Below are 24,693 nucleotides of genomic sequence, written 5' to 3'. Positions count from 1 at the left end.
CGGAAGCAGCAAATCCCTGTTTCGTTTTTTCCGTCCGCAGACCGTCAGTGCCAGTCGGTCAATAGTCAGCCGGATTTCATCTGAAGCCGGCTATCGGCGGCCAGCCGTTGGTCCACATATCCGACTACCGCGTCGCGGGTATTTTCCAGGTGGCTACGGGTCTGCGCATAGACCGCTTCGATATCGCGCGCTTCGTAGGCACGCAGCAGCGCTGCATGCTCGCGGTTGTTGGACGCCATGAGATCCTGATCGACGTGCATCGAAAGACTCACGTACGGGCGGGCCGCATGCGAAAGCGACTCCACGATGTCGAACAATCGCGTATGCACCTGGCTCTTCACGAGATGTTCGTGGAACGTTTCGTTCAGCAACGACCACTGTTCCGGAGAAGCGGTCGCCACCATCGCCGCGTGACTGCCTTTGGCGGCGTTGAGATCGTCGGTCGTGGTATGCGGGCATGCGCGCTGCGCCAGCATCGGCTCGAGCATCACGCGCAGTTCATAGATACCGGTCACGTCAACCAGCGTTAGACCTCGCGTCTCGACACCCTTGTTCGGGTCAATCGAGACGAGCCCTTCAGCCCGCAAGTCTCGAAACGCCTCTCGTACCGGGGTCGTGCTGACATGAAGACGCTTCGCCACTTCCTCCTGACGCAGGTGCGTGTTGGCCGGATACAGGCCTTGCAGGATTTCCGCCCTGAGCGTGCTCAGCACATATTGCTGAGCGGTCCGATAGAGTCTGGTCAACGCCTACCTCAATGCGGCCTCGATCCATGCCGCTGTTTGCAGGGTCAGCAGATCGCCGTCATGTCGACCGACCACCTGGAAGCCTAACGGCAGTCCGCCTTGCGATTGACCCGACGGCACCGTGACAGCAGGCACACCGAGAAAACTCCACGGCGCGCAGAAAGTGGCGTCCCCGGTGTCGGCCAGCCCCTCGGGCGCCTGCCCCACCGCCGGTACGGTCACGAGCGCATCGCAGCCGTCGATGAAGCCGTCGAATTCGCCGCGCAGTCGAGCTTGCAACGCCAACGCCGCGTCGTACTTCGCGGGCGCAAGCGCCGCGCCCGCCGCCGTCAGCACCGACATGTGCCGGCTGATCCTGTCGGGGTGCTCCGCCGCTACAGGTCCGATGGCGCGCGCCGCTTCGACCTGCAGGATAGTTTGCAACGCGTCGAGGATAGACGGCATGTCGTCGAACGGATCGAGTTCCACGAGCGTCGCGCCGGCGGCCGCGAGGCGCATGAGCGTCGCGTCGAAATTGGTCTTCTGTTCGCCCGTCACACGGTCCCAGAAAGGCGTGCGAACCACGCCCAGCTTTTGCGGACGCCGCACCGGAAAGTACGCGCCCCATGCATCGAGATCCGCGATCGCCTCGGGCTTCGCGTCGACGAACAGCGCATGACAGAGTGCCGCGCCCTCCACGGTCCGGGCAAAGAAGCCGACATGATCGAGAGAAGGCGCCAGCGGATTCACGCCGGCCGAAGGTATCCTGCCATGCGTGGGCTTATAGCCGACCACGCCGCAGAACGCCGCGGGCCGGATCACGGAACCCACCGTCTGGGTGCCGACCGCCAGCGGCAGGATGCCGGCCCCGACCGCCGCCGCCGATCCGCTCGAAGAGCCGCCGGGGGTATGAAGCCGGTTCCACGGATTGACGGTCGGCCCCGGTTCACGCCATGCAAACTCGGTCGTCACGGTCTTGCCGAACACGACGCCGCCGAAGTGCCGTATCCGTTCGACGATCCACGCGTCTTCAGCAGGCCTGAAGCCCGCGTAAATGGGCGAACCATAGGTCGTGGGCATGTCGTGCGTCGCGATCAGATCCTTGACGCCGATCGGCAAACCCGCCAGCGGCCGGCTCACCGCGTCCCGGGTCTCAAAGGTGTCGGGCCGGTAGACGAAGGCCTTTAACCACGGCTCGCAGTCGTGCGCCCGTGTCTGGGCGGCTTCGAGCCGCGCACGGCAGATCGTCTCATCGCCACGGCTCGCGATCAGGTCGGCCACGAGTGAAGCGGTTGTCTCGCTCATTTCGCGCTGGCCTTGTTGGCAAAGGAATCGTCTACCGCGCTGTTGTACGTCACGCTGCCCGGCTTGATATTGCCGACATACTCCTGAAGGTCCAGCGCATTGCGAAACGCCTGCTCGGAAATATCGGGCGTCGTGGCGTAGATCTTCTGGTCGATCAAACGGCCCACTGCGGTCTCGACGATTTTCCTGTCGAGGGTGGGAAACTCCGCGACGGCCACGGCCTTGGCGGTATCCGGCGACTGCTGGATCAGCGCTTCGGCCTGCGCGACGGACTTCACGAACGCCGCCACCATCGCGGGCCGCGACTTGATGGTCGACGCCAGCGTATCCATCGTCGAGAAGGCGTAGCCGCCGGGATAGCTCTTGGGAAACGCATAGAGAATCTTGTAGCCGGATGCGATGCCCTGGTCGGCTTGCGGCTCATAAAGCGCGGCGGCCACTGCACGGCCCGCGGCGACCGGCGCCAGCTCGGTGCCGATCTGCACCGTATTCAGATTCACGCCGGCAATATTCTCCTGCTTGATCAGGCGCTGCAGCAGATACGTGCTGGTAGACGGGGGCAGCGCCGCCGACACGGTCTTGCCCGCCAGATCGGCCTGGCTCTTGAGCCCGGAATCGGGCGGCGTCACGATCCACACCGGTACGCCCGAGACGACGTTCGCCACGTTGACGAGCGTGGCGCCCTTCAGATTGGCCAGCACGGCGGTCATCGGATCCTGCAGCGAAAAATCGGCGTGTCCGCCGATCACCGCGGCAACGCCCTGCGCGCCGCTGCCCGCTGTCACCTTCTGCACGTCGAGACCGTTTTGCGCGAACAGGCCTTTATCGATTGCAACATAGAGCGGCAGATACTGGATCGACTGGAACGCCTGGTAGACGACCACCTTCTCCGGCGCCGCCCACGCAGACCGGGTCGCTGCGGTCGCGAGCAGGATGCCGGCGGCGCAAGCCTGCACGAACCGGCTGGCGAGAAACCTGTGGTGCGACGCCTGGCCTTGCAGGGAGGTGAGCGGCTGATTCATCGTTTGGTTTTCCATGAAATGATCCGGCTTTCCGCGAGTTGAACGATTCCGGTCAGCAGTGTCGCCATCAACGTCAGAATCATGATGCCGAGCCAGACCGTATTGAGGTCGAAGAGCGAGCCGGCAACGAACACTTCGTGACCCAGCCCGGATTGGGAGGCGATATATTCACCCACGACGGCGCCGATCAACGCGAAGCCGATGTTGACGCGCAGCGTGGAGAAGATCCATGGCAGCGCGCCTGGTACGATCAGCTTGCGAAAGATCATGCCGGGCTTGGCCTTGAACGAAAGAAACAGATTCAACAGGTCGCGGTCGACCTCCTTCGCCGCCGCGCAGGACGAGATCATCGCCACTGCGAAAGTGGAAATGCCGGCGAGCCAGACTTTCGACGTCATGTCCGAACCGAACCAGATGACGATCAGCGGGCCGAGCGCAATCTTGGGAATACTGTTCAGTATCACCGCGAACCCTTCGGTCACACCGGCCACGCGCGGCACGAACCAGAGCAGCAGACCGAATCCGATCCCCAGTCCGCTGCCGATCACGAGGCCGAGTACGGTCTCGTACAAGGTCGTCAAGGTATCCGTCACCAGGTTGCCCTGCGTCAGCCCTACGGCCGCAGCCTTGTAGATGCCCAACGGCGAGCCGAACAACTGGCCGTTGATCCACGCGCGTCCGGCCGCCACCTGCCAGAGAACGACCAGCGCCACCGTGATCAGGGTAACGACCGCACCCGTCGCCGCCCTGCCTTGCAAACGCCGCACGCGAGCACTCCGCTGCGGCGAGACTGCCGGGAAAACCGCGTCGCTCATGTCGAGGCTCCGGCATGGTGGATGCTATTGCTGCGCAGACCGTCCCAGATCCGTTTATGCAAGGTACGGAATTCCGGCGCCTCGCGCGCCGATACGGCATTGCGGGGACCTTGCGTGGAAAGCCTGACCTCCACCCTGTCTTCGATGCGAGCCGGGCGGCCGCCGAGCAGCATCACGCAATCGCTCATCGCGATCGCCTCTTCGATATCGTGCGTGACCAGTACGACACTCGTCCCGGTACTTTCACGCAACAGCATCACGTCGTCCTCGAGCGCGAGGCGCGTCTCGTAGTCGAGTGCCGAGAACGGTTCGTCGAGCAGCACCAGCGTGGGATCGACGAGCAACGTACGCGTCAGTGCAACCCGCTGCCGCATGCCGCCGGACAACGCATGCGGATAGGCGTCGATTACCGGCGCGAGGCCATAGCGTGCCAGCATGTCGCGGGCGCGCTCGACATCGGCGCGCGTCACCTTCCTGTAGAGCTCGATGCCTAGCAACGCGTTGTGCAGCACCGAGCGCCACGGCATCAGCAGGTCTTTCTGCAGCATGTAGGCGATGCGGCCCGCTGCGCCGTCGCTGCGGCGGCCTACTTCGATGCGGCCGGCCTGCGGACTGAGCAAGCCCGAGATCAGGTTGAACAGCGTGCTTTTGCCCGCGCCGCTGCGACCGACGATGGACACGATCTCCCCTGCGCCGACGCTGAAATTCAGCCCGGCGAAGAGGGTCGTTCGCACACCGTCGTCTGTCTCGAAGCCATGGTTCAGCCCCGCAACCGTCAAGCGCGCGCCCGGCTTGAGATCGTCTGCCGAAGCGGTCCGTTCGACTCCCTGTGACATCACTGTGTTCGATGTGTTCATTGGCATACCCAGGAAATGGCACAGTGCCGCCAATGCATTGTGCACAATGCACAGTGAGCGAAAAAAAAACGCTTCACAACTCGCCATAAAAAATCCGCAGGCCCTCCCGAGCGCGCATCCCTTTACATAACGCGCAGCGCCGCGCGCGAAGCGAACCCCGCTCGGGCCCCGGCCTCAAGCTGTGACGTTTGCTCACAAAGTCAATATTTTTCGTCCATTGTCGTCCACACGGCCAGAGCGCTTAATCGACTGCGAGAGCATTCCGTAACGCGTAAATCTGGGGGAACCATGGACATTGGCGCGCTCAAACCCGCGATTTCCGATCGGTTGATGAAACGGATCGCCTGGCGGCTCGCCCCACTCATGATCGTGATGTACATCGCGAACCAGCTTGATCGCGCCAACATCGGCTATGCCGCGCTGACCATGAACGCCGAGCTCCACATGACGGCGGCGCAATACGGTTTCGCGGCAAGCCTGTTTTTTCTTGGCTACATCCTGTTCGAAGTCCCGAGCAACCTGTGCATGCATCGGTTCGGCGCGCGGCGCTGGATGGCGCGCATCCTGTTGAGCTGGGGTCTGCTGTCTTCGCTGACCAGCTTCGTTCCCGACTCACGCTGGCTCTATATCGCCCGCTTCTGTCTTGGCGCGTTCGAGGCGGGGCTGTTTCCGGGCATGGTGTACTACCTCACGCTGTGGATGCCCGCGCGCAATCGCGTCTGGATGATGTCGCTGTTCGTGACGGCTATCCCTCTTACCGGCGTGCTAGGCGCACCCGTTTCTACATGGCTGATGGCGCATGCGAATGTGTTCGGCGTGACCGGCTGGCGCGCGATGATCCTGCTGGAGGGCGTGCCCGCGCTCGTCCTCGGCGTGGTCGCCTGGTTCTGGATGGCGGACAGCCCTTCCCGCGCGCGCTGGCTGTCTGCGACGGAAAAGGCTGAAATCGCCGCCGCACTCGCAGTCGAACAGGCTCAGGCAGCGGCCGTCACCTCACCGGCCAGCGCATGGCGAGCGCTTGGCAATCCGAAGGTCTGGGCGCTCGGTACCGTCTATTTCGGCACCAATGCCGGCATCATCGGTTTGCTCTATTTCCTGCCGCAAGTGGTCAAGACGTTTGAACATACTTTTGGCGTGACTTACAGCCTCACGGATATCGGGCTCATCACAGCGGTTCCATTCGGCGTTGCCGTCATCGCGACGCTGATCTGGGGCCGTCTGGTCAGCCGCCACAACGTCGGCGCCTGGCACGTGGCGGGCCCGCTGCTGGTGTGCGCGGCCGCGCTTTCGGTCGCCCTGCTGCTGAAGTCCCCCTACCAGTCGATCGTCGCGCTCTCGATCGGCGCCTCAGCGTGCTTTTGCAGCATCACGACCTTCTGGCAGTTGCCGAGCCGCATCCTCACCGATCGTGCCGCAGCGGCCGGCATCGCGTTGATCACGAGTATCGGGGTGTCGTCGGGATTTTTGCTGCCTTATTTTATTGGCTGGGTGAAGGATGCAACCGGCACCTTCGTGCTCGCGTTTATCGGCATTGCAGCGACGATGGTGCTCGCGTCGATCGTGGTCTTCCTGCTCGAGACCCGTTGGCGCGCGGTCAGCCCGCCTCGACTCGCCAGCGAATGAGCGCCGCCAGCGCCGCCTCGTACGAAGGGCTATGATCGACGCATCCATTGCCATTTCCTTTCGCCAGCCAGGATTATCGATGCGCCGCGGTGTCCCCAGTCTCAGCGCCCTGCAGGCTTTCGAAGCAGCGGCGCGACATGAAAGTTTTTCGAAAGCCGCTGTCGAACTGTCGCAGACGCATGGCGCCGTCTGCAAGAAGGTCAACGAACTCGAGGCGCATCTGGGCATCACGCTGTTCGAGCGGGTGCGCCAGCGGCTGGTACTGTCTGCGGCGGGTGCGGAGTACGCACGGCGGATTCGCGTCCATCTCGACCAGATTCGCCGCGATACGCTCGAACTGGTCCGCCAGCAAAGCGAAGTCAAAATCCAGCTGGCCGTCGGTGTGACGTTCGCCTCGCAATGGCTGATTCCGCGCCTGCACGACTTCTACGAACTCAATCCGGATCTGCAGTTGCACATCATGGGCCGCGACCAGCCCACCTTCTTCGACAATTCCAGCTTCGACGCCGCGATCTATTTTGCGCAGAGCCTGTGGCCCGCGATGCCGGGACAGCCGCTCGTCAACGACGACAGGATTCTGGCGGTCTGTGCACCCGCGTTGATCGGTCGGCGCGACGGCTTAAGCGCGGAAGGAATTAGCGCGCTGCCGTGGATCCACACCCGCGATCTTCCGCGCGCGTGGCTTGCCTGGTCCGAGACAGCCTGTTCGAAGGTCATCGAACCCAGCACGTCGAACCAGCACTACGACATGTTCATCATGGCCATCAACGCGGCGATTTCCGGACTGGGTGTGGCCCTGCTTCCGCGCATCCTGATCGAACGGGAGTTGCAGAACGGCGCGCTGATTCAGGTGCACCCTCACTCGATTCCGAATCCGGAGACCGTCTACTACTCGTTTCCGGAGCAAAAACGCGACTGGGAGCCGCTTCAACGCTTCGATCGATGGCTGAGCGCAGCCGTTCGCGACTATCGCGACGGCTGCCGCCGCGACCACACGGCAGCCGTCGAAGCGACGCTTGCGCCGAACTGAGCACGCGCGGTTTCAGGCGAGTTCGCGCAGATCGGGGCTGTCGCGCAGGAGTTGTTGATAAAGCCCCTGGAAGTTCAGCCACGCGACATAGTCCGAGCCGAGTTGCGCGCGCGTCGTCCTCGCTGCCTCATCGGATAACGGCTCGATCGGGCCGGCCGCCTCGGCCAGTAGCTGCACCTGGCAGCAACGCTCCATGGCGATGAAGCGGTATGCCGCGGCGTCGACCGATGAACCGACCGTCAGCAGGCCATGATTGAGCAACACGGCGGCGCGTTTTGTGCCCATGGTCTCGGCAATCCGGCGGCCCTCTTCTGTGGCGAGCACGACGACGTCGCCGCGAAACAGCACGTGATCGTCATAGAAGAGACAAGCCTCCTGATTGAGTGGCGCCAGCAACCTCGGGCGCGCCGAGAAGGCGCGGCCGAAGGTCGTATGCGTATGCGCCGCGGCAACGACATCGGGATTCGCGCCGTGGATCCCGCAATGAATCGCTGCCGCCGCGGCGTTGACCGGCGCGCTCCCATGATAGATGTTGGCATCCTCGTCGATGCACACGAGATCGTCGGGGTGAATCGAGGAAAAATGCTGTGCGTACGGATTGACCCAGAACCGGTCGTGAAACTCCGGATCGCGCACCGTGATATGTCCTGCTATGCCCTCGGCAAGCCCGAAGCGCGCGAAGAGGCGAAACGCCGCAGCAAGTTTGAGTTTGCGATGCTGGCGTTCTGCGTCGAAGCTTGCGAATACCGGCGGCACCGGCAAACGTCCGCCGATCGGTTTGGGAATCTGCAACTCGCGGACTTCCGCATGGCCCATGACACGCTCCTTCGTGCTGATCGAGCCTTGATTTTCTTCCGTGCCGGGGACACGGTCCATCGACGATTTCTCACAGGATTGCTTCTTGCGCTCACAGCAAATGACGTAGACCCTTTTACGCACAACTGTTTTGCGTAACGGGTCGCTTTCGCAAAGGTTCGTCAACCGCCTGTGCCGTACCGGTACACTAAAGGCTCAGGCAGATCGACTCACGCAAAAAATGGACTATTTTTCGGCGGTACACGCTTTCGTTCGTGCGGCGGAACTGCAGAGCTTCAGCAAAGCGGCACGCGAGATGACCGTGAAGACTTCAACCATCTCGCGATATGTGAGCGACCTCGAAAAAGATCTGGGCATCGCCCTCTTCAATCGCTCGACACGCGGTCTCGTGCTGACCGAGGGCGGCCGGGTATTTCGCGAGCGCGCGATCCTGGCACTCGAGGCACTCGATGACGCCCGCCAGGCCACCTCGTCGCTCAATAGCTCGCCGCAGGGCCTGCTGCGCGTGACCCTGCCATCCGCCTTCGGGCGCCGGCACGTGGTGCCGCACCTTCCCGCCTTCATGACCCGATACCCGGACATCGACCTCGACCTCGTGCTGACCGACGAGACCGTGAACATGATCGATGCCGGGATTGACGCGGCCATTCGGATCGGGGTCTTGTCCGATTCTTCCTTGATGGCTAAACGTCTTGCCCCGCATCGACGGATCGTCTGCGGCAGCCCGAATTATTTCGACCGCAACGGCATGCCCTCCGTGCCGGCCGATCTCGAAGCTCATGAGTCGTTGCGCCTGTCGCTGCTGCCCGGCGACAAATGGCTTTTCACCCGCGCAGGAAAGACCAAAGCGGCCCTGGAACAGACACCCGTCGAATTGAAAGGCCGCTTGCGCGCCAACGACTCCGAGGCGGTGCTCGACCTCGCGCTGGCGGGATGCGGCATCGCGCTCCTGCCCACCTGGCTCGCGGGCACCGCGCTACGCGAGGGACGCCTGCTCCACGCCCTCCCCGAATGGGAGGCGCGCACCGGCAAGGCCGAACCGGCCATCTGGGCGGTCTATCCGCCGAAGAAGATTGTGTCGTCGAAGGTACGCTCGTTTGTCGACTTCTTTGCGGAGGTGATCGGCGAGCCACCGTACTGGGACGACGGCATCTCAAAGCACGCATGAGAGCCGGCACGGCACTCCCTTTTGCGCAAAGCTGATTTCGATACCCGGCACTTCTGCTGTCAGTGACCCGCACCTATAGTCAGACCAGCTTTCGAACGCATGCCACATCTCACGATGCAACCTGCGCGAAGCGTCCCTCACTTTCAGGAGCAGACCATGCTGACCAGAACGACCTCCCCGGCGGTTGACGACGCCCCCGCCGCTACCCATGACGCCCAATACTTCGAGTACACGTCGTCCGCCAATCCGATCGGCGCGAAGCTGATCTCGCGCGTGCCGTTCCGCAATTTCCCGCCTTCGCTGTACGCAGAGGGACCCACCCGCGTCGTACCGCTCGATCTCTCCGCGGAACTGGGTTGCCCGGGCCCCGCGACCGGTCCTGGCCTGAGCGCCAATTTTCTGCGCATCGCCGCAGGCGACGCATTGACGCTCGCGCCGAACGCGACCTCGCAGGTTTGCTACGTTGTCAGCGGGAGCGGCAGCGTGACCCAGGGCACGAGCCGCTTCCCGTTCGCGCAGGGCGACTTCTTCACGCTGCCGGGCGGCGCCGACGCGGTGCTGTCCGCCGACGCAACGGCCACGCTCTACTACGTCAACGACGCACCGCTGCTCACCTATCTGGGCACGACCGGCGTGCGGGCGCGCTTTGCGCCGACACTCTATCCGGCGGCTGAGGCGCAGGCGGAATTGCGCAAGGTCGCGGACGACGCCAACGCGGGGCGCCGCAACCGCATCAGCGTGCTGATGGGCAACGCCAACTTCCCGCAAACGCGCACCGTCACGCATGTGCTGTGGGCCATGTTCGGCATCGTGCCGCCTCACTCCATGCAAAAGCCGCACCGCCACCAGTCGATCGCACTCGACTTCATCGCCGGCTGCGCCTCCGGCGTCTATACGCTGGTCGGCACCGAACTGGACGAGAACGGCAATATCGCGCATCCGACGCGCGTGGATTGGGAAGCCGGCATGGCGTTCGTGACCCCTCCCGGATACTGGCACGCGCATTTCAACGAATCGAACCAGAACGCTTATGTGATTCCGATTCAGGATGCCGGCTTGCAGACCTGGCTGCGCACGCTCGACATCCGCTTCGCGCATTAAGGTCGAAGCAATCGCCTGCACCTGCCCCACATGTGGGCCATAAACGCGATGTTTCATCTAACCGCCAGCCGGCGGCCATTTTCGCGCCACTCCACCTTTGTATGATTGACATAACGGGTGCCGAACTCCAAAGCGGCATCCGCCTCCCCTTGATCCATGCCGCAGCGGAGAATCAGATTCATGACCAAAGAGTCCCAGACACCGGACACCAGCGAAGAAGATCCCGCGTCGTCACCCGAACGTCCGACGCGGCGTTCGTTCCTGACCCGCGTAGGTGCTGCCGGCGTCGCCATCGGCACCGGGCAGCTTCATTCGGTCGCACTCGCGGATACCGATGTCGCGCCCCAGGAAGCGCCGGCTGCGTCGAACGCATCAGCCGATCGTGCCACCATGCAGATCCGGTTGAATATCAACGGCTCGAACTACGACCTCGATATCGATCCACGCACCACCCTCCTCGACTGCCTGCGCGAGCATGTGCACCTGACCGGCACCAAGAAGGGTTGCGATCACGGCCAGTGCGGCGCGTGTACGGTCCATGTCGACGGCAGGCGGGTGAACTCCTGCCTGAGCCTTGCCGCCACCCACGAGGGTGAGGCGATCACGACCATTGAAGGGATCGGCAAGCCGGGCGCGCTGCATCCGATGCAGGCAGCCTTCGTCGAACACGACGGCTTCCAGTGCGGCTACTGCACGTCAGGCCAGATCATGTCGGCCGTCGCACTCCTCCATGAGCCCTACGGTCACAGCGACGACGACGTCAAGGAAGCCATGAGCGGGAATATCTGCCGCTGTGGCGCCTATTCGAACATCGTCTCCGCGATCCAGCAAATTCGTCGCAAAGTCTAAGCGGAGCCTACGCATGGAACCCTTTCAGCTCAAGCGCGCCTCCAACGTCGGACAAGCGATCGACTTCGCGCAGACCGCCGCTCACGGTGAAGCCGACGGCGCGTCGATCCGCTTCCTCGCGGGCGGGACGACACTCCTCGATCTGATGAAGCTCGACGTCGAGCGTCCCACCCAGGTGATCGACATCCATCGCCTGCCGCTCGATCAGGTCGAGACCAGCAGCGACGGCGGCGTCACAATAGGCGCCACCGTACGCAATGCCGATCTCGCCAATCATCCGCTGATCAAGCGCCACTATCCGGTGCTGTCGCAGGCGTTGCTATCCGGTGCATCGGCCCAGTTGCGCAACATGGCGACCACTGGCGGCAATCTCCTGCAGCGTACCCGCTGTGTCTACTTTCGCGACCCCGTCATGCCGTGCAACAAGCGCGAGCCCGGCACGGGCTGTTCCGCGATCGACGGCTATAACCGCAACCTGGCTATCCTGGGGACCAGCGAGCACTGCATTGCGACCAACCCTTCGGACATGAGCGTCGCGATGACGGCACTCGAAGCCACGATCCACGTCGAAAGCGCGCAGGGTCGGCGAGACATCGCCATTGACGATTTCTTCCTGCTGCCCGGAAGCACGCCTGACCGCGAAACCACGCTCAATCCCGGCGAGCTCATTACCCATGTGACGCTTCCCGCGCCGGTGCCCGGCAATCGCAGTGTCTATCTCAAGCTACGCGACCGCGCGTCGTATGAATTCGCGCTGGCCTCGGCTGCCGTCGTCATGAGGGTCTCGTCGGGCAGGATCGATCACATCCGGATCGCACTGGGCGGCGTCGGCGTCAAACCGTGGCGCTCGAAAGAGGCCGAGGCCCAGTTGCTCGGACGGACCCCGGACGCCGCCGCGTTCCGGGCCGCAGCCGAAGCGGCGCTGCAGTCGGCGCGGGTCCAGAGTCAAAACGGCTTCAAGGTTGAACTCGCGCGGCGCTGCATCCAGCACGCACTCACACAAGCCACACAGACTGCCTGACGCAACGGTCGTGACGCGGAGAGAATATGCAATTAGCCAGCAACAAAACGCAGCCGATGATCGGCGGCGACTTCACTCGAATTGACGGACCGCTCAAAGTCAGCGGCACGGCAACCTACACCTCGGATTTCAACCTGCCGGGGATGCTTTACGCGGTGCCGGTTTGCGCCACGATCGCCAAGGGGCGCATCACCCGTCTGGACACAGCGGCGGCCGCAGGCATGCCGGGAGTCCGGGCCGTCTTCACACGCGAGAACATCGGCAAGTTCTATCGCGTCGGTTTTGCCGTCGACACCCGGATCGACGAAAAGCGCCCGCCGTTCGACGACGACAACATTTACTACTACGGCCAGTACATCGGTGTCGTCGTGGCCGATACCTTCGAACAGGCAAGCGCGGCGGTGCGAGCGGTAAAGGTAGCGTATGCATCGAGCCGTCCCGACGTCCGCAGCGAGATGTCGGCAGAGCAGACCCCGAGCGTCGACACGCAACGCGGCGACGCGGATAGCGCGTTCGCGGCCGCGCCTGATGCGCAGAAGCTGGACCAGACCTACACGACGCCCATCGAAACGCACAATCCGATCGAATTGCATGCGACGGTGGCCGCGTTCGACGGCACGAACTACACCTTCTACGAAACCTCGCAATCGATCGTCAACCAGCGCCTCGTCATGGCGCAGATGCTCGGCGTGTCGCAAGACCAGGTGCGTGTGATCATGAAATACCTGGGGTCTGGATTCGGCGGCAAGCTGTTTCCGTGGTCGCACTCGTTACTCGCCGGCGCCGCGGCCCGCAACCTGATGCGGCCCGTCAAACTGGTGGTGACCCGCGAGATGATGTTTCACAACGTCGGCCACCGCACCAGCACGCAGCAACGCATGCGCCTGTCGGCAACGACCGACGGGCGTTTCACCTCGCTCCAGCAGGACTACGTCTACCAGACCGCACGCAAGGAAACGCGTAAGGAGAACTGTGGCGAGACAACCGGCTATCTGTACAGCTCGCCGAACCTGCGTGCGACGGCGGCGTACGCACGCCGGGATGTCGCGCCCAGTACATCGATGCGTGGGCCCGGCGCCGTTCCCGGACTGTTCGCGATCGAGTCGGCGGTTGACGAACTCGCCATCCAGCTCAACATGGATCCGGTCCGCTTACGCCTGATCAACGAGCCCGCGATCGACGAAGGCCTGAACGTGCCGTTTTCTTCGCGGCACCTTAAAGAGTGCCTCACACTCGGCGCCGAACAATTCGGCTGGCCGCAACGCACGCCGGCGGTCGGCTCCATGCGTCGCGACGGCCTGGTGGTGGGCTGGGGCGTAGCGGCGGGGTCGTGGGCCGCGCGGCGCCTCGCGACGGAAATCATCGTCGAACTTCATGCCGATGCAACCGCGCGCGTGTCGACCGCGACCCAGGACATCGGCACCGGAACGTATACGATCCTGGCGCAGATGGCGGCTAACCTGACGGGCATCCCGCTCGAGCGGATCGCCGTGGTGATCGGCGACACCCGTTTGCCGCCTGGACCGCTGTCCGGCGGCTCCATGGTTACCGCGTCGCTGGTTCCGGCGGTGACCCAGGCGGCGCAGGCGGCGATCCAGCAGCTTCTGGTCGCCGCGGCCCAGGCGGACAATTCGCCGTTCAACGGCCAGCCGGTCACCGAACTCGCGTTCGAGCGCGGCATGGTCTACCGGAAAGGCACCTCGCCTGGCGCGGGCGTACCGTTCGAGCGGATTCTCGCGCCCGCAAAGATCAATATGGTCGTAGGAAAAGGCCACTCCGGCGCGAGCCAGGACGATGCCGACGCGGCGAAAGTATCGATTCACTCGTACTGCGCGCATTTCATCGAAGTCACCTGGCAGCCGGCAACAGCCAGGTTGCGAGTCAGCCGCGTGGTGAGTGTGATCGACGGTGGTCAGATCATCAACGCGCGCACGGCCCGCAACCAGATCGAAGGGGCTGTTGTGATGGGCGTCGGCATGGCGCTGTTCGAAGAAACGCACTACGACACGCGCACCGGAGCGCCGATCAACCGCAACCTCGCCGACTATGTGATGACCACGCATGCCGATGCGCCGAAGATCGACGTGACGTTCCTCGACTATCCGGATCTCGCGTTGAATCCGCTCGGCGCGCGTGGGGTCGGGGAAATCGGCACGGCCGGGATTGCGCCTGCCATTACAGCCGCCGTGTATCACGCAACCGGGGTGCGGGTACGCAATCTTCCGGTTCGTATCGAGGACCTGCTGGCTTCCCAGGTATCCGCGTAGTCCCCGGAGCGAGCCGTTTGCGGCGCGCTCGTTCTGCTAGCGGGACATGACGGGTGGCGCGTGGCACACTATCCACGTCACCCGTGAGGGGGTCGATCATGGAACGCATTTTCCTCAACCGTGCCGCAGCGGGCCGTGCGCTCGCGCGGCATCTGCGCCGCTATGCGCAGCGTGACGACGTGATCGTGCTCGCGCTGCCGCGCGGTGGCGTGCCGGTCGGTTTTGAAGTGGCCGCGGCGCTGCACTCGCCGCTCGACGTGTTGCTGGTGCGCAAGCTCGGCGTGCCGTGGCAGGCGGAACTGGCGATGGGTGCGATCGCCTCCGGCGGCGCGCTGTACGTCGATCGAAGGCTCATGCACGAGGCCGACGTCACCGAGGCGCAATTCCAGCACGCACTCGCCGACGCGCAGGGCGAACTGGCGCGGCGCGACACGCTCTACCGGGAGCAACGGCCCGCGGTATCGGTGGAAGGACGGATCGCCATCGTGGTGGACGACGGCATGGCGACCGGCGCCACCCTGCTCGCGGCGCTGCGCGCGTTGCGCAGCCGCGCGCCGGCGCGGATCGTCGTCGCACTCCCGGTGGCGCCAGCGGATGGCGAACAGCGCCTCGGCGCTGCCGCCGACGAGTTCGTCTGCGCGCTGACGCCACGGGTATTTTTCAGCGTCGGTCAGTTCTACCAGGATTTCGACGAAACCACCGACGACGACGTCCGTGCCCTCCTCGCTGCCTCTTTCAGGCCGCCGCAGCCGTGAGATGCAGCGGCAGGTAGCTCTGCAAATACTCCTCGAACTCGGCCTTCACTTCCGGATGGCGCAGCGCGAACTCGACGGTCGCCTTCAGATAGCCGAGCTTGCTGCCGCAATCGAAGCGCGTGCCGAAGTAGCGATAGGCCAGCACCTGTTCCTCCGAGAGCAGCGACTGCACCGCGTCGGTCAACTGCAGTTCGCCGCCGGCACCTGGCTTCAGCGCACGGATGTGCTTGAAGATGGTCGGCATCAGCACATAGCGGCCCACCACGCCGAGATTCGACGGCGCCTTGTCCGGCGCCGGTTTTTCGATGATGCCGGACAGCTTGATCACATCCTCTTCCCACTCGCGGCCGTCCACCACGCCATAGGAGCGGCTGTCCTCGCGCGCGATGGTTTCCACGCCGATCACCGAGCTGTGATAGTGGTTGAACACGTCCACCAGTTGTTTCATCACCGGCTGCGTGCTGTGCAGCAGGTCGTCCGCGAGAATCACGGCGAACGGGCTGTCGCCCACCAGTTTCTCCGCGCACAGCACCGCATGGCCGAGGCCGAGCGCGGTCGCCTGACGCACGTAGAAACAGTCGACATTGGCCGGCTTGATGCCGCGCACCAGTTCCAGCAGTTGTTCCTTGCCGCGCGCTTCGAGTTCCGCCTCGATCTCGTACGACTTGTCGAAGTGGTCTTCAATGGCCCGCTTGCTGCGGCCGGTGACGAAGATCATCTCGGTGATGCCGGCCGCAATCGCCTCTTCCACGGCGTACTGGATCAGCGGCTTGTCGACGATGGGCAGCATTTCCTTGGGGCTTGCCTTGGTGGCCGGCAGGAACCGCGTCCCGAGACCTGCTACCGGAAACACGGCTTTGGTGACTTTCAGCATGGTATGCATTCCCACATCGGTTGATGAATGTGTGCGGTTCGCCAGAGTGGCGCCGAATGAATTTCGTTGAAGGTATCGTCGAAATCTAATTCACGTTTCGACAAAATTAAAGTTATTCGTCTGAAAAATAATCTATGAAGTCGTTGATTAACATTACACGGCGACATAGGAAACAATTACGAGCGAAGCGCGCCGGTTGCCGTAACTTTTACGGGCCGGCTAACGCATGGCAGAGGCGTCGCCGGAGACTCAGGCGGCGCCTTCCTCGTTTTCGTCGATCGGCGGCAGCTTGCCTCGTGTCATCCGGAAGCGGCCGATGGGTTCGTTGCGGAGCGCCTCACGGTAAGCCGATGCGGCGACAAGGATCAGGAGCACGGCGATGCCGGCGAGTACATGCAGGTTCATGACTCCACCTCTGGTCTGAAAAATCAGGCTCTCAAATTATCACGAAAAAATCGGCAAATAATTCCCCTGAAAACTCATTTCGCATTTCATTACAAATAGAAACATGTTTGATTTTTTCATCTGCTGAAATTCCATTTTTTATCGATTTTTTTGATCCGGCGCTGTTCTAGGATGTGCCTGCGGCGGTGGGCACGTATTGGCGTTCGCCCGCTGTCAGCCCACTCACCCGTCTGGAAAAGGACCGCGCATGAGCGATTCAGCATTCGATGCCACCGGCGCATCTCTGCCCTTTTCGGCTCGCCCGCAGCGCGACGCGCGCGTGGACAGCGCCGGCAAGGAACACGTCATCGATGCGATGCGCGGCTTTGCCGCGCTGCTGGTCGCCTATTTTCACTGCCGCCAGGTCGCCTGGGTCGGCATGGAGAGTTTTCATCACACCGTGGGCCACGCGCTGAGTTTCAGCTCGATCGTGGCTTATCTGACCATGCCGATCGCATGGGGCTCGGCGGGCGTGCCGATCTTCTTCGTGATCAGCGGCTATTGCATTCATCGCGGCGGGGCGCTTCGTCTCGCCCAAAACCCGAACTACACGCTCAACACGGTCAATTTCTGGGCACGCCGCTTTGCACGCATCTATCCGGTCCTGCTCGCGGCGCTGCTGCTGACGTTCGCGCTCGACTGGGTCAGCTTCCAGTTGCCGCCCGTCAATCACAAGCTGCGTGAGATCGGCCTGCATGCGTTTCTGGTCAATCTGTTCTCGCTGCAAGGCGTGGCGGGCAAGACGTATGGCTCGAACGGCGCGCTATGGACGCTGTCGCTCGAAGTGCAGTTCTATGCGATCTACCCGTTGCTGTTCGCGCTGCGCCGCCGGCTGGGGATGACGCCGCTGCTCGCGCTTGTGGCGCTCGTCAATATCGTGTCGGCCTACGTGCTGGAGCGTCACGATCTGCAGTTCTTTACGTCGTACTGGTTTGCGTGGACGCTCGGCGCGTGGATCGCCGATGTGAAGGCGCGGAAGGCCGCCGACAAGGACGCGCGGCGTGCGTCGAACGGGCTGTATGCGGTCGCGGCGGTGCTGGTGGCGCTCGGTTGTGTGGCGTTCCGGTTCGGCCAGTACGGCGCGTTCCAGTTGTGGGCGCTGGGGTTTGCTTTCTATCTATATCGGGCGCTCGACCGGCGCTCGGTCGAGACACCGCTGGCGCGCGTGCTGTCGCGCTTCGGCGACTTCAGTTTCTCGCTCTATCTGATCCATCTGCCGATCTTCGTGCTGCTGTCGTCGCTGCTGTATCGCTCGGCGCTGCAACTGTCGATCTGGCCGTCGTTTGGCTTTATGCTGGTGGCGGTGCCGGTTGCTTATGTGTTCTATCGGCTGGTTGAATTGCCGGCGATGAAGTGGTCCGCGAGTCTTAAGCCTAAAAGCAAGGCCAGGGTGGCTGCGGCGCGGGCGTGAGATTCGTGGCTGCCGCCGCGTGCGTCGGTTCACGCACGTAGCGGCACAGCGGGTCGTTTTCGCGTGGCGGTGACGGCGGTTCGCGCCGCCTACCGCGCCTTCTTGCCCCCCACCACGCCCTTCAGAATGCGCTCGACACCCGCCACATAGGCGGCGGTCCCGAACCGCGCTATCGCCGTCTGATACCCGTTTCTGACGAGCCGCTCGCGCAGCGCCGTATTGCTGCGCAACTCGGCCAGCACATCGGCCAGACCATGCGCGTCACCCGGCTCGCACAGCACGCCGTTCACGCCGTCCTCGACGATTTCCAGCACGCCGCCGGCCCGCGCCGCCACCACGGGCCGCTGCGCCAGCATCCCTTCGACGATCACGCGGCCGAACGGCTCCGGTGTAATGGACGTATGCGCGACCGCGTCGACCGCACACATGCAGGCGGCAATATCGTGCTGGAAGCCGAGAAAATGCACCCGGTCACCCAGGCCATGGTTCGCGACAAACGCCCGCAATTCCACTTCGTAAGGGTCTTCGCCGAACAGCGGCGCCCCCACCAGCACGGCATGCATATGCGGATTGAGGACCATCGCCTCGAGCAGCACGTGCTGCCCCTTCCAGCGCGCGAGCCGGCTGAACGAGCCGACCAGATACGCGTCCTGCGGCAGCTTCAGACGCGCACGCAGCGTCGCGACCGGCACGTTGCGCAAGGCGTCGAACGGGGCCGCTGCGATGCCGTTAAAAACGACGTCGATCTGTTTTTCGTCGAAACCGGTCAGATCGGCAAACGCGCGCGCCGATGCAGCCGAATTGGCGATCACGTGTGCAAGACCGAGTTTGGCGCACCACTTGATGATCCGCAGTTGCTTGCGGCCGAAGTGCTCGGCGCTCACGATATCGCGCAGATGCCACACCACCGGGCGCCGCGCCAGCCGTCCCGCGAGTGCGCCGATCACCATGGCGCGCTGCGTGTTCGCGTAGATCACGTCGGCATGGCGTGCGCGGGCGACCGTGGCGCGCACCAGCGCGGCGACGCCCTTGAGCGCCTGGCCGAGCGGCGGCGTGCCGCCCTGTTTGCGGACTTCGCGCAGCGCGCCGGAATCGAGGACGCTCACGTTCACGCCGGCCGTATCGAGCGCCGTGCGAAACGGTCCATCGTCGAACAGCACGACTTCGATGCGGGCCCGCAGCGCCTTCACGATCTCGAGTAGCGACAGCTCGGCGCCGCCCAGCACGCCGCTCTGATCGATCGCCAGCACGCGTGGCGCCTGAGCGGCGCCGCTGACGGCGGGTGTCGCCACATACGGTTCATAGACCGGCAGCGAGGCGCCCTGCAAGGCCGGCACGGCCGAGCGCACGTGCGCAAAGAAACGCTCGCGGAAATGCGCAGCCGAAAAACGCTCCGCGTTGGCGCGGCAATCGGCGGCGACAAAGCGGCTCGCATGGGTGTCGAATTCCTCGACGGCCGCGATGATCGATTCGGCGCGCTGTTCTTCGAAGAACATCCCGGTAGGCCGTGAGCTGGACAGATCGCGCACCGTTTCAAGCGCGCCGCCCTTGCCGTAGGCGATCACTGGCGTGCCGCACGCCTGGGCCTCGACCACCGAAATGCCGAAGTCCTCCTCGGCGGCAAACACGAACGCCTTGGCCCGCTGCATCTTGTCCTGCAGCACCTTGAACGGCTGATAGCCCATGATCTCGACATTGGGCGCCGCCTTGGCGCGAATCTTCTGCATGTCGGGGCCGTCGCCGATCACGACGAGCCGTCGCTGCGGCATGCGCGCGAACGCTTCGACGATCAGGTCGATCTTCTTGTACGGCACCATCCGCGATGCGGTCAGATAAAAATCTTCCTTCTGCTCGTGGAGTACGAAGGCATCGACGTCCACCGGCGGAAAGATCACGTGCGCGTCACGCTGATACACCTTCCTGATGCGCCGCGCGATGAATTGCGAGTTGGCGACGAAGGTGTCCACCGAATTCGACGTGCGGATATCCCAGTTGCGGATGTAATGAAGAATCAGCCGCGCCAGCGCGGATTTCGGCCCATTGGTCAGTTTGGACTGCTGCAGATACTGATGCTGCAGGTCCCACGCGTAACGGATCGGCGAATGCACGTAGCTGATATGCACCTGGTCGGGACCGGTCAGCACGCCCTTGGCGACCGCGTGGCTGCTCGAGATCACCACGTCGTAGGCCGAGACGTCGAGCTGCTCGATCGCAATGGGCATCAAGGGCAAATAGGCGCGGTACTTGGTGCGGGCCTTCGGCAGCTTCTGGATGAACGACGTCGTCACCGGCTTGCCGCGCAGGAAACTACGGTCGTCGAGAAAATCCACCACGCTGAACAGGTCCGCATCCGGAAAGCAGGCCACGATCTGTTCAAGCACGCGCTCGGCGCCCGCATAGGTGACGAGCCAGTCGTGCACGATCGCCACGCGCACGTTCTTGTCCACGCGCGGCGCGCGCCGCGGCGGCGCCTGGGGTGCGGGCGGTGTGGTGAGTTCGGCCAGCGCGCTGCGCTGGCTGGGCCGCAACACGGCTTCATCAAGGACATCCTGGTTCATGCGCTCTTCCTCGGATTCAGTCGCAACAGCAGCGAACGCGCAAGATCGCGCAAAGCGGGGGTCATCGTGATCGACCATGCAACATTGGCGGCCACGACCACCGCGCCGGCTGCAATGGCCAATGACAGACTGGGCAGGAAGCTGGCCAGCCACAGGCTGAGCAGCAGAAAGGCGAGATGCGCGAGCATGTCGAGCGCAATCGGCCGGGCGCGAATCGACGACAGCCACAGCAGCACGCCATAGTCGAACAAGGCGCGGCCGGCCACGGCCACCGCCGCCCCGGTCAGCCCGTAGTAGTGAATGCCGAACCACAGCGCAGCGGCGAAGAGCGGCAATTCGAATACGCCCACCCGCGCCGCGACCGCTGGATTGACCTGCGACTGGATCATGATGCGGCTGACGTTGGCCTGCCCGACCAGCCACACCGATACGATCAGGATGCGGCCCACCGGCGCGGCGATCGTGGCGATCTCGTTGCCGACCCACAGATGCAGGAACGGCCCCAGCACGAACATCGCCACCAGGGCGACCGGCGTGAAGGCGCCGTTGAGAAATTCGAGCGACTGCTGCGTGATCAGATCCGCATGATCGCGGCCGACCGCGGACAAGCGCGGAAACAAGGTACGCACGAGCGCCGTGGGCACAATGTTCAAGCGCGTCACGAGATTCTGCGGCACGGTATAGAAGGTCACGAAACGCGCGCCGAGGCCGGTGCCGAGAAAGACCTTGTCGAGCGAGTCGGCCACCATGGTCGTGATGCTGGCAATCAGCATCCAGCCGCCGAAGTTGAACAGTCCCTTGGCCACACCGAGTTGCGGCGGCAGCATGCGGCGCAGGTTAAGCACCTTGAGCGCCGAGCGTCCCAGCAGCGCCGCAGCCAGCAGGCGCGCCACCACGGCCGCCGCGAGCACGTTCTGCAGGCTCGGCCCCAGCAGCCACGCGGCGCCCAACGGCAGCAACTGGAAGATGAAGGTGCCGATGGTCTGATTGGTGTTGTAGACGCCGAAGCGCTCCGCCCCGTTGATCGCGCCGGCGAACACCCACGAGACGTTGGCAATCGGAATCGCAATGGCGAGCCACGGCAGCGCCATATAGACCTCGTGCTGCAGCTCCGGTGACACTTTGGTGAAATAGGCGGTGTAAAGAAATGCGCCAAAATAAATAATCAGGCCGCCGATGATGCCCGTCACCAGGTTAAGCCAGGTCGCGCTCCAGAACACGCGGGCGCTTTCATCCGCGTCGTTCGAGGCCAGCGCCTTCGAGATGTGGTTCTGCGCGGCCATGCTCATGCCCAGATCGAGAATCGAGAAGTAGCCGATCAGGGTCCACACGAGAGCAATCACGCCGTAACGCTCGACGCCCAGTAGCCGGATATACGACGGCACCGTGACGAGCGAAACGAAGGTCGGCAGCACGAGACCGAAGAAATTGATCGCTACGTTCTTGAGAATGCCTTTGTCCATCGGATGCCTTTTGATTCAGAGGGTCGGCTTGGCGCGCATGGCAACGCACCGCGCCACACCGAGGAGCCTGCTACGAGTAAAGCACGTAAAAAATGCGCGCCACCTGCCATAAATCGACAGAAAAATAATTCGCAGCACGATGGATGCGGTGGCATCTCAGGTCGCGTTTCCGCCCGGGTTTCCGGTCCGCTCTCAGGCCGGTTTCCAGCGGTACATCATGACCTTGCCGCGCGCGTCTTCCTCCACGAACACCAGGTATTCGCCATCGCTGCGCCGGTAGGCGCTCACGCCGTTCGGCACGTCGACCCAGCCCGATGCCTTGCCCACCTCCGGCCCCGGCCGGATCACGCCGACTTCCTTGCCGCTGTCCTTGTCGAGGACGTGAATCGTGCCAACCGGCTCGACGGCGAACACGTATTGCCCTTCGACGGTCAGGCCGATGATCGTTTCGATCGGTTTGGCCTGGGTGTCCCACGGCAGGTTGATGACGTAACGCTGCACGGGCTTGCCGCTTGACCAGTTGTCGTAGCGCACCAGCACCCTTCCGACTTCTTTCCAGAAGCCGGCCTGGACCGCGGCATCGGCCGTGTAACCGGTCACGTAGAGCGAGTCGGTCTCGGGCACGTAGATCGCGCGGCGTAGTTCCGTGAAGGGCTGCGGCACGGGATACGTGGTCATGTCCGAGTACGAGTAGACCGGATTGCCCTTCGCATCGAGACCGCCGAAATGCAGCCGATGGATGCCCTTGATATCGCTCGTACGCCAGATGTCGCCGTGGGTGTCGACCCACCAGCCCCAACCGCCCGCGAGCCGTGTGCCGCTGGTGTTGGGCGTGAAGTCGTCGCTGGCGAATTTGCCGTCGCCGTTCATGTCGCGCCACATCCAGTCGCCGCCGGGAGGCGCGTTCGGCACGTTGGCAACCGGCCGTTCGCGGCCCGCAATGAAGCCCGATGGGATCGCGGTTTCGCCGTCGTGCGCGCTATCGAAGCGGTAGATCTTCAGATGGTCCGCGTACATGTCCGTCAGGTAGAGGAAGGTGTGCCCCTTCAACTGACGGGCAATGGGCAGCCCCGGCCACTGGTCGGTGTGAAACACGGGGTCGTCCGGATACCTGAAGCGATTCGACAGGAACCCTACGTATTTCCAGTCCTGCCCCGGCGGCTTCGTGAGATCGAGCTGGAAGCGCTTGTTGCCGGTGTAGACGCTGTCTGGGCGCGCCGGATCGATCCACGCACCGTCGACGAACAGCAGCCCTTGCACCTGCCAGAGCTGCTTGCCATCGGGCGCGTAGCTTTCGAGCGTGCCGCCGAGCCCCGCGCCGAGCGGCGCGTAGCGCGGACCGATGCCGTTGGTGGCGACGTAGACGTTGCCGTGCGCGTCGACGCCGACGCCGGTTAGTCCGTTGAAGCGCTGCGGCCCCGGCCGGCCCGCGACGCCCGAAAAGATGCCGCCGCGCTCGCCGAGCGTGCCCGAAGCCACGTAGCGATCGCCGCTCTTGCTGAAGAACAGCACTTGTTGACGCGGACCGTTGTCGGCGATCAGCACGCGGCCGTGGGCGTCGAGCGCGATGTCGACCGGCACCGCGTCCGGCGGCAGCGGCAGCGTGTCGGCGAGCAACTGGCCGCTCGCGGAGTAATGCGCGACACGCGGCGTGCTGTCGGTGAGCGTGCCCGTCAATACCCACAGCGAGCCGTCGGGCGCCAGCGCGATACGTCCAGGCTCGTGCACGCTCCACGCCGTTTTTTTCTGCATCGATTCGGCGTCGTAGACCTCAATGCGGTTTTGCGTGGTGTTGGACGCGTATAGCGTGGTGTCATTAGCGGCCAGCCCGTCGATGTCGGCGCGGGCGCCGGCGGCCACTTCGTTCGTCATCAGAAAGCCGGCGGCCAGTTGCGCGTGCGGGTCGACCGCCCCATTGGCCGCGCTCGAGGCGGGCTGAAACAGCGCGCTGAGTTTCGGATCTTCGATCTTGCGCCGCGAAATGCCGAACCACTGCTTGCCCTTTTGCGGCCAGATGCCCTGCCCGACCAGATGGCCCTTCTCATTGCCAACCGATACGGCCATGAACACATAGCGGCGATTGATCGCGATCGCATTGCCGCCGCCTGTGCCCCAGCCGTGCGTGCCGCCTGCAAAGCCGAGCATCTTGCCGTTCTGATACGTGCTGGCTTCGGCGCCGCTTTCGTCCCATGGTGCGTTGGTGTAGACCTTGCCGTCAGGGGCGACGGCGATCGCGGTGATATTGATCTGCGTCCATGTGCCGTCGCCGAAACCGAAAGTGTTACCGATCCATGAGGTCTTCGCGTTCAGCACCGTTTCGGCCGAGGCAGCGAGCGCTGTAAGGCATAGCAGCGCAGCGAGCAGTTTCGCGAAGATGAGACGGACCAAGGTGTTCCTCCAGTCAAGGCCGTGCGGCGGCGAGCGGCGCGCACGAGCGGGCGTTGTCCAATGAAATGATGGCCGGGACGGCACATGGGGCGCGTAAAGCGCAACGGCGGCGCACGCATCCGGCGCCTGTTACCGGTTCACATTACGCGGGAAATCCACCGTGACGAAATTCGAAAATAATTCAAAAATATTCATTCATTA

At 63.5% G+C, this 24,693-nt stretch carries 21 protein-coding genes; 9 read left to right on the top strand and 12 right to left on the bottom strand.

What is annotated here, in order from left to right:
- Positions 1–65 precede the first annotated feature (65 nt).
- The 5 genes from BUS12_RS20835 to BUS12_RS20815 are packed head-to-tail and all read right to left on the bottom strand — an operon-like array spanning position 66 to position 4,703.
- Complete coding sequence (locus BUS12_RS20835; RefSeq protein WP_074298888.1) at positions 66–746, bottom strand: GntR family transcriptional regulator; 681 nt, start codon at positions 744–746, stop codon at positions 66–68.
- Positions 747–749: 3 nt separating this feature from the next.
- Positions 750–2,030 carry an amidase gene (locus BUS12_RS20830; protein WP_074298887.1) on the bottom strand — a complete coding sequence of 427 codons (1,281 nt, stop codon included), beginning with the start codon at positions 2,028–2,030 and terminating at the stop codon, positions 750–752.
- Positions 2,027–3,067 (bottom strand): ABC transporter substrate-binding protein, encoded by a 1,041-nt coding sequence (locus BUS12_RS20825; RefSeq protein WP_253190173.1) that lies wholly within the window; start codon positions 3,065–3,067, stop codon positions 2,027–2,029. The genes BUS12_RS20830 and BUS12_RS20825 overlap by 4 nt, the downstream gene beginning before the upstream one ends.
- Positions 3,049–3,867 carry an ABC transporter permease gene (locus tag BUS12_RS20820; protein WP_074298885.1) on the bottom strand — a complete coding sequence of 273 codons (819 nt, stop codon included), beginning with the start codon at positions 3,865–3,867 and terminating at the stop codon, positions 3,049–3,051. Before BUS12_RS20820 ends, BUS12_RS20825 begins: the two co-directional genes overlap by 19 nt.
- Complete coding sequence (locus BUS12_RS20815; protein WP_074298883.1) at positions 3,864–4,703, bottom strand: ABC transporter ATP-binding protein; 840 nt, start codon at positions 4,701–4,703, stop codon at positions 3,864–3,866. Before BUS12_RS20815 ends, BUS12_RS20820 begins: the two co-directional genes overlap by 4 nt.
- A 351-nt stretch (positions 4,704–5,054) precedes the next feature.
- On the opposite strand from BUS12_RS20815, the gene BUS12_RS20810 reads away from it, so the two are divergent.
- On the top strand, positions 5,055–6,347 hold the full coding sequence (locus BUS12_RS20810; protein ID WP_253190172.1) for an MFS transporter: 1,293 nt from the start codon (positions 5,055–5,057) through the stop codon (positions 6,345–6,347).
- A 31-nt stretch (positions 6,348–6,378) separates the two neighbouring features.
- Positions 6,379–7,377, top strand: coding sequence for a LysR substrate-binding domain-containing protein (locus BUS12_RS20805; protein WP_083640531.1), 999 nt, complete (start codon positions 6,379–6,381; stop codon positions 7,375–7,377).
- A gap of 12 nt (positions 7,378–7,389) precedes the next feature.
- On the opposite strand, the gene BUS12_RS20800 is transcribed toward BUS12_RS20805, so the two are convergent.
- Entirely contained in the window at positions 7,390–8,253 is an 864-nt protein-coding gene (locus tag BUS12_RS20800) for a class II aldolase/adducin family protein (protein WP_253190171.1), read from the bottom strand.
- A 160-nt stretch (positions 8,254–8,413) separates the two neighbouring features.
- Between BUS12_RS20800 and BUS12_RS20795 the strand changes: the two genes are divergently transcribed.
- A complete protein-coding gene (locus BUS12_RS20795) occupies positions 8,414–9,361 on the top strand; it encodes a LysR family transcriptional regulator (RefSeq protein WP_074298879.1) in 948 nt (315 codons plus the stop codon).
- 156 nt (positions 9,362–9,517) lie between these two features.
- A complete protein-coding gene (locus BUS12_RS20790) occupies positions 9,518–10,462 on the top strand; it encodes a cupin domain-containing protein (protein WP_074298876.1) in 945 nt (314 codons plus the stop codon).
- A gap of 53 nt (positions 10,463–10,515) precedes the next feature.
- Here the strand turns inward: BUS12_RS20790 and BUS12_RS39670 are convergent, their stop codons facing one another.
- Positions 10,516–10,644 carry a hypothetical protein gene (locus tag BUS12_RS39670; protein ID WP_290439576.1) on the bottom strand — a complete coding sequence of 43 codons (129 nt, stop codon included), beginning with the start codon at positions 10,642–10,644 and terminating at the stop codon, positions 10,516–10,518.
- Between BUS12_RS39670 and BUS12_RS20785 the strand changes: the two genes are divergently transcribed.
- The 4 genes from BUS12_RS20785 (at position 10,643) to BUS12_RS20770 (ending at position 15,354) form a co-directional block, all read left to right on the top strand.
- Positions 10,643–11,311: a (2Fe-2S)-binding protein gene (locus BUS12_RS20785; protein WP_074298874.1), complete on the top strand. Its 669-nt coding sequence runs from the start codon at positions 10,643–10,645 to the stop codon at positions 11,309–11,311. The genes BUS12_RS39670 and BUS12_RS20785 overlap by 2 nt on opposite strands.
- A 13-nt stretch (positions 11,312–11,324) precedes the next feature.
- Entirely contained in the window at positions 11,325–12,332 is a 1,008-nt protein-coding gene (locus BUS12_RS20780; RefSeq protein ID WP_074298872.1) for an FAD binding domain-containing protein, read from the top strand.
- Positions 12,333–12,358: 26 nt separating this feature from the next.
- Entirely contained in the window at positions 12,359–14,599 is a 2,241-nt protein-coding gene (locus tag BUS12_RS20775) for a xanthine dehydrogenase family protein molybdopterin-binding subunit (protein WP_074298870.1), read from the top strand.
- A 98-nt stretch (positions 14,600–14,697) separates the two neighbouring features.
- Positions 14,698–15,354, top strand: coding sequence for a phosphoribosyltransferase (locus BUS12_RS20770; protein WP_074298868.1), 657 nt, complete (start codon positions 14,698–14,700; stop codon positions 15,352–15,354).
- Here the strand turns inward: BUS12_RS20770 and galU are convergent.
- Both galU and BUS12_RS38860 read right to left on the bottom strand, forming a co-directional pair.
- A complete protein-coding gene (gene galU, locus BUS12_RS20765; RefSeq protein WP_074301606.1) occupies positions 15,335–16,228 on the bottom strand; it encodes a UTP--glucose-1-phosphate uridylyltransferase GalU in 894 nt (297 codons plus the stop codon). The two genes, BUS12_RS20770 and galU, sit on opposite strands and share 20 nt — an antisense overlap.
- A 249-nt stretch (positions 16,229–16,477) precedes the next feature.
- Positions 16,478–16,633, bottom strand: a complete 156-nt coding sequence (locus BUS12_RS38860) for a hypothetical protein (protein ID WP_171991691.1) — start codon at positions 16,631–16,633, stop codon at positions 16,478–16,480.
- A 247-nt stretch (positions 16,634–16,880) separates the two neighbouring features.
- Between BUS12_RS38860 and BUS12_RS20760 the strand changes: the two genes are divergently transcribed.
- Positions 16,881–18,083, top strand: coding sequence for an acyltransferase family protein (locus tag BUS12_RS20760; RefSeq protein ID WP_074298866.1), 1,203 nt, complete (start codon positions 16,881–16,883; stop codon positions 18,081–18,083).
- 89 nt (positions 18,084–18,172) lie between these two features.
- Here the strand turns inward: BUS12_RS20760 and BUS12_RS20755 are convergent, their stop codons facing one another.
- The 3 genes from BUS12_RS20755 to BUS12_RS20745 all read right to left on the bottom strand — a co-directional run bounded on the left by BUS12_RS20755 (position 18,173) and on the right by BUS12_RS20745 (position 24,492).
- Positions 18,173–20,641, bottom strand: coding sequence for a glycosyltransferase family 4 protein (locus tag BUS12_RS20755; protein ID WP_074298864.1), 2,469 nt, complete (start codon positions 20,639–20,641; stop codon positions 18,173–18,175).
- Positions 20,638–22,104 carry an oligosaccharide flippase family protein gene (locus tag BUS12_RS20750; RefSeq protein WP_074298861.1) on the bottom strand — a complete coding sequence of 489 codons (1,467 nt, stop codon included), beginning with the start codon at positions 22,102–22,104 and terminating at the stop codon, positions 20,638–20,640. The genes BUS12_RS20755 and BUS12_RS20750 overlap by 4 nt, the downstream gene beginning before the upstream one ends.
- 192 nt (positions 22,105–22,296) lie before the next feature.
- Positions 22,297–24,492, bottom strand: a complete 2,196-nt coding sequence (locus BUS12_RS20745; protein ID WP_143788415.1) for an NHL repeat-containing protein — start codon at positions 24,490–24,492, stop codon at positions 22,297–22,299.
- Between the last annotated feature and the right edge of the window lie 201 nt (positions 24,493–24,693).

Source organism: Paraburkholderia phenazinium (genome assembly GCF_900142845.1).
Lineage (GTDB): Bacteria > Pseudomonadota > Gammaproteobacteria > Burkholderiales > Burkholderiaceae > Paraburkholderia > Paraburkholderia phenazinium_A.
The sequence above is the reverse complement of the archived record's forward strand: the minus strand, read 5'-3'. Positions and strand labels throughout refer to the sequence as shown.

Bases quoted from the DNA above. Each gene is read 5' to 3' on its own strand.
- BUS12_RS20825 (WP_253190173.1), bottom strand. From the start codon at position 3,067: ATGGAAAACCAAACGATGAATCAGCCGCTCACCTCCCTGCAAGGCCAG.
- BUS12_RS38860 (WP_171991691.1), bottom strand. From the start codon at position 16,633: ATGAACCTGCATGTACTCGCCGGCATCGCCGTGCTCCTGATCCTTGTC.
- BUS12_RS20790 (WP_074298876.1), top strand. From the start codon at position 9,518: ATGCTGACCAGAACGACCTCCCCGGCGGTTGACGACGCCCCCGCCGCT.
- BUS12_RS20830 (WP_074298887.1), bottom strand. From the start codon at position 2,030: ATGAGCGAGACAACCGCTTCACTCGTGGCCGACCTGATCGCGAGCCGT.
- BUS12_RS39670 (WP_290439576.1), bottom strand. From the start codon at position 10,644: ATGAATCTGATTCTCCGCTGCGGCATGGATCAAGGGGAGGCGGATGCC.
- BUS12_RS20755 (WP_074298864.1), bottom strand. From the start codon at position 20,641: ATGAACCAGGATGTCCTTGATGAAGCCGTGTTGCGGCCCAGCCAGCGC.
- BUS12_RS20820 (WP_074298885.1), bottom strand. From the start codon at position 3,867: ATGAGCGACGCGGTTTTCCCGGCAGTCTCGCCGCAGCGGAGTGCTCGC.
- galU (WP_074301606.1), bottom strand. From the start codon at position 16,228: ATGCTGAAAGTCACCAAAGCCGTGTTTCCGGTAGCAGGTCTCGGGACG.
- BUS12_RS20780 (WP_074298872.1), top strand. From the start codon at position 11,325: ATGGAACCCTTTCAGCTCAAGCGCGCCTCCAACGTCGGACAAGCGATC.
- BUS12_RS20815 (WP_074298883.1), bottom strand. From the start codon at position 4,703: ATGTCACAGGGAGTCGAACGGACCGCTTCGGCAGACGATCTCAAGCCG.
- BUS12_RS20795 (WP_074298879.1), top strand. From the start codon at position 8,414: ATGGACTATTTTTCGGCGGTACACGCTTTCGTTCGTGCGGCGGAACTG.
- BUS12_RS20760 (WP_074298866.1), top strand. From the start codon at position 16,881: ATGAGCGATTCAGCATTCGATGCCACCGGCGCATCTCTGCCCTTTTCG.
- BUS12_RS20775 (WP_074298870.1), top strand. From the start codon at position 12,359: ATGCAATTAGCCAGCAACAAAACGCAGCCGATGATCGGCGGCGACTTC.
- BUS12_RS20810 (WP_253190172.1), top strand. From the start codon at position 5,055: ATGAAACGGATCGCCTGGCGGCTCGCCCCACTCATGATCGTGATGTAC.
- BUS12_RS20750 (WP_074298861.1), bottom strand. From the start codon at position 22,104: ATGGACAAAGGCATTCTCAAGAACGTAGCGATCAATTTCTTCGGTCTC.
- BUS12_RS20800 (WP_253190171.1), bottom strand. From the start codon at position 8,253: ATGGACCGTGTCCCCGGCACGGAAGAAAATCAAGGCTCGATCAGCACG.
- BUS12_RS20785 (WP_074298874.1), top strand. From the start codon at position 10,643: ATGACCAAAGAGTCCCAGACACCGGACACCAGCGAAGAAGATCCCGCG.
- BUS12_RS20805 (WP_083640531.1), top strand. From the start codon at position 6,379: ATGATCGACGCATCCATTGCCATTTCCTTTCGCCAGCCAGGATTATCG.
- BUS12_RS20770 (WP_074298868.1), top strand. From the start codon at position 14,698: ATGGAACGCATTTTCCTCAACCGTGCCGCAGCGGGCCGTGCGCTCGCG.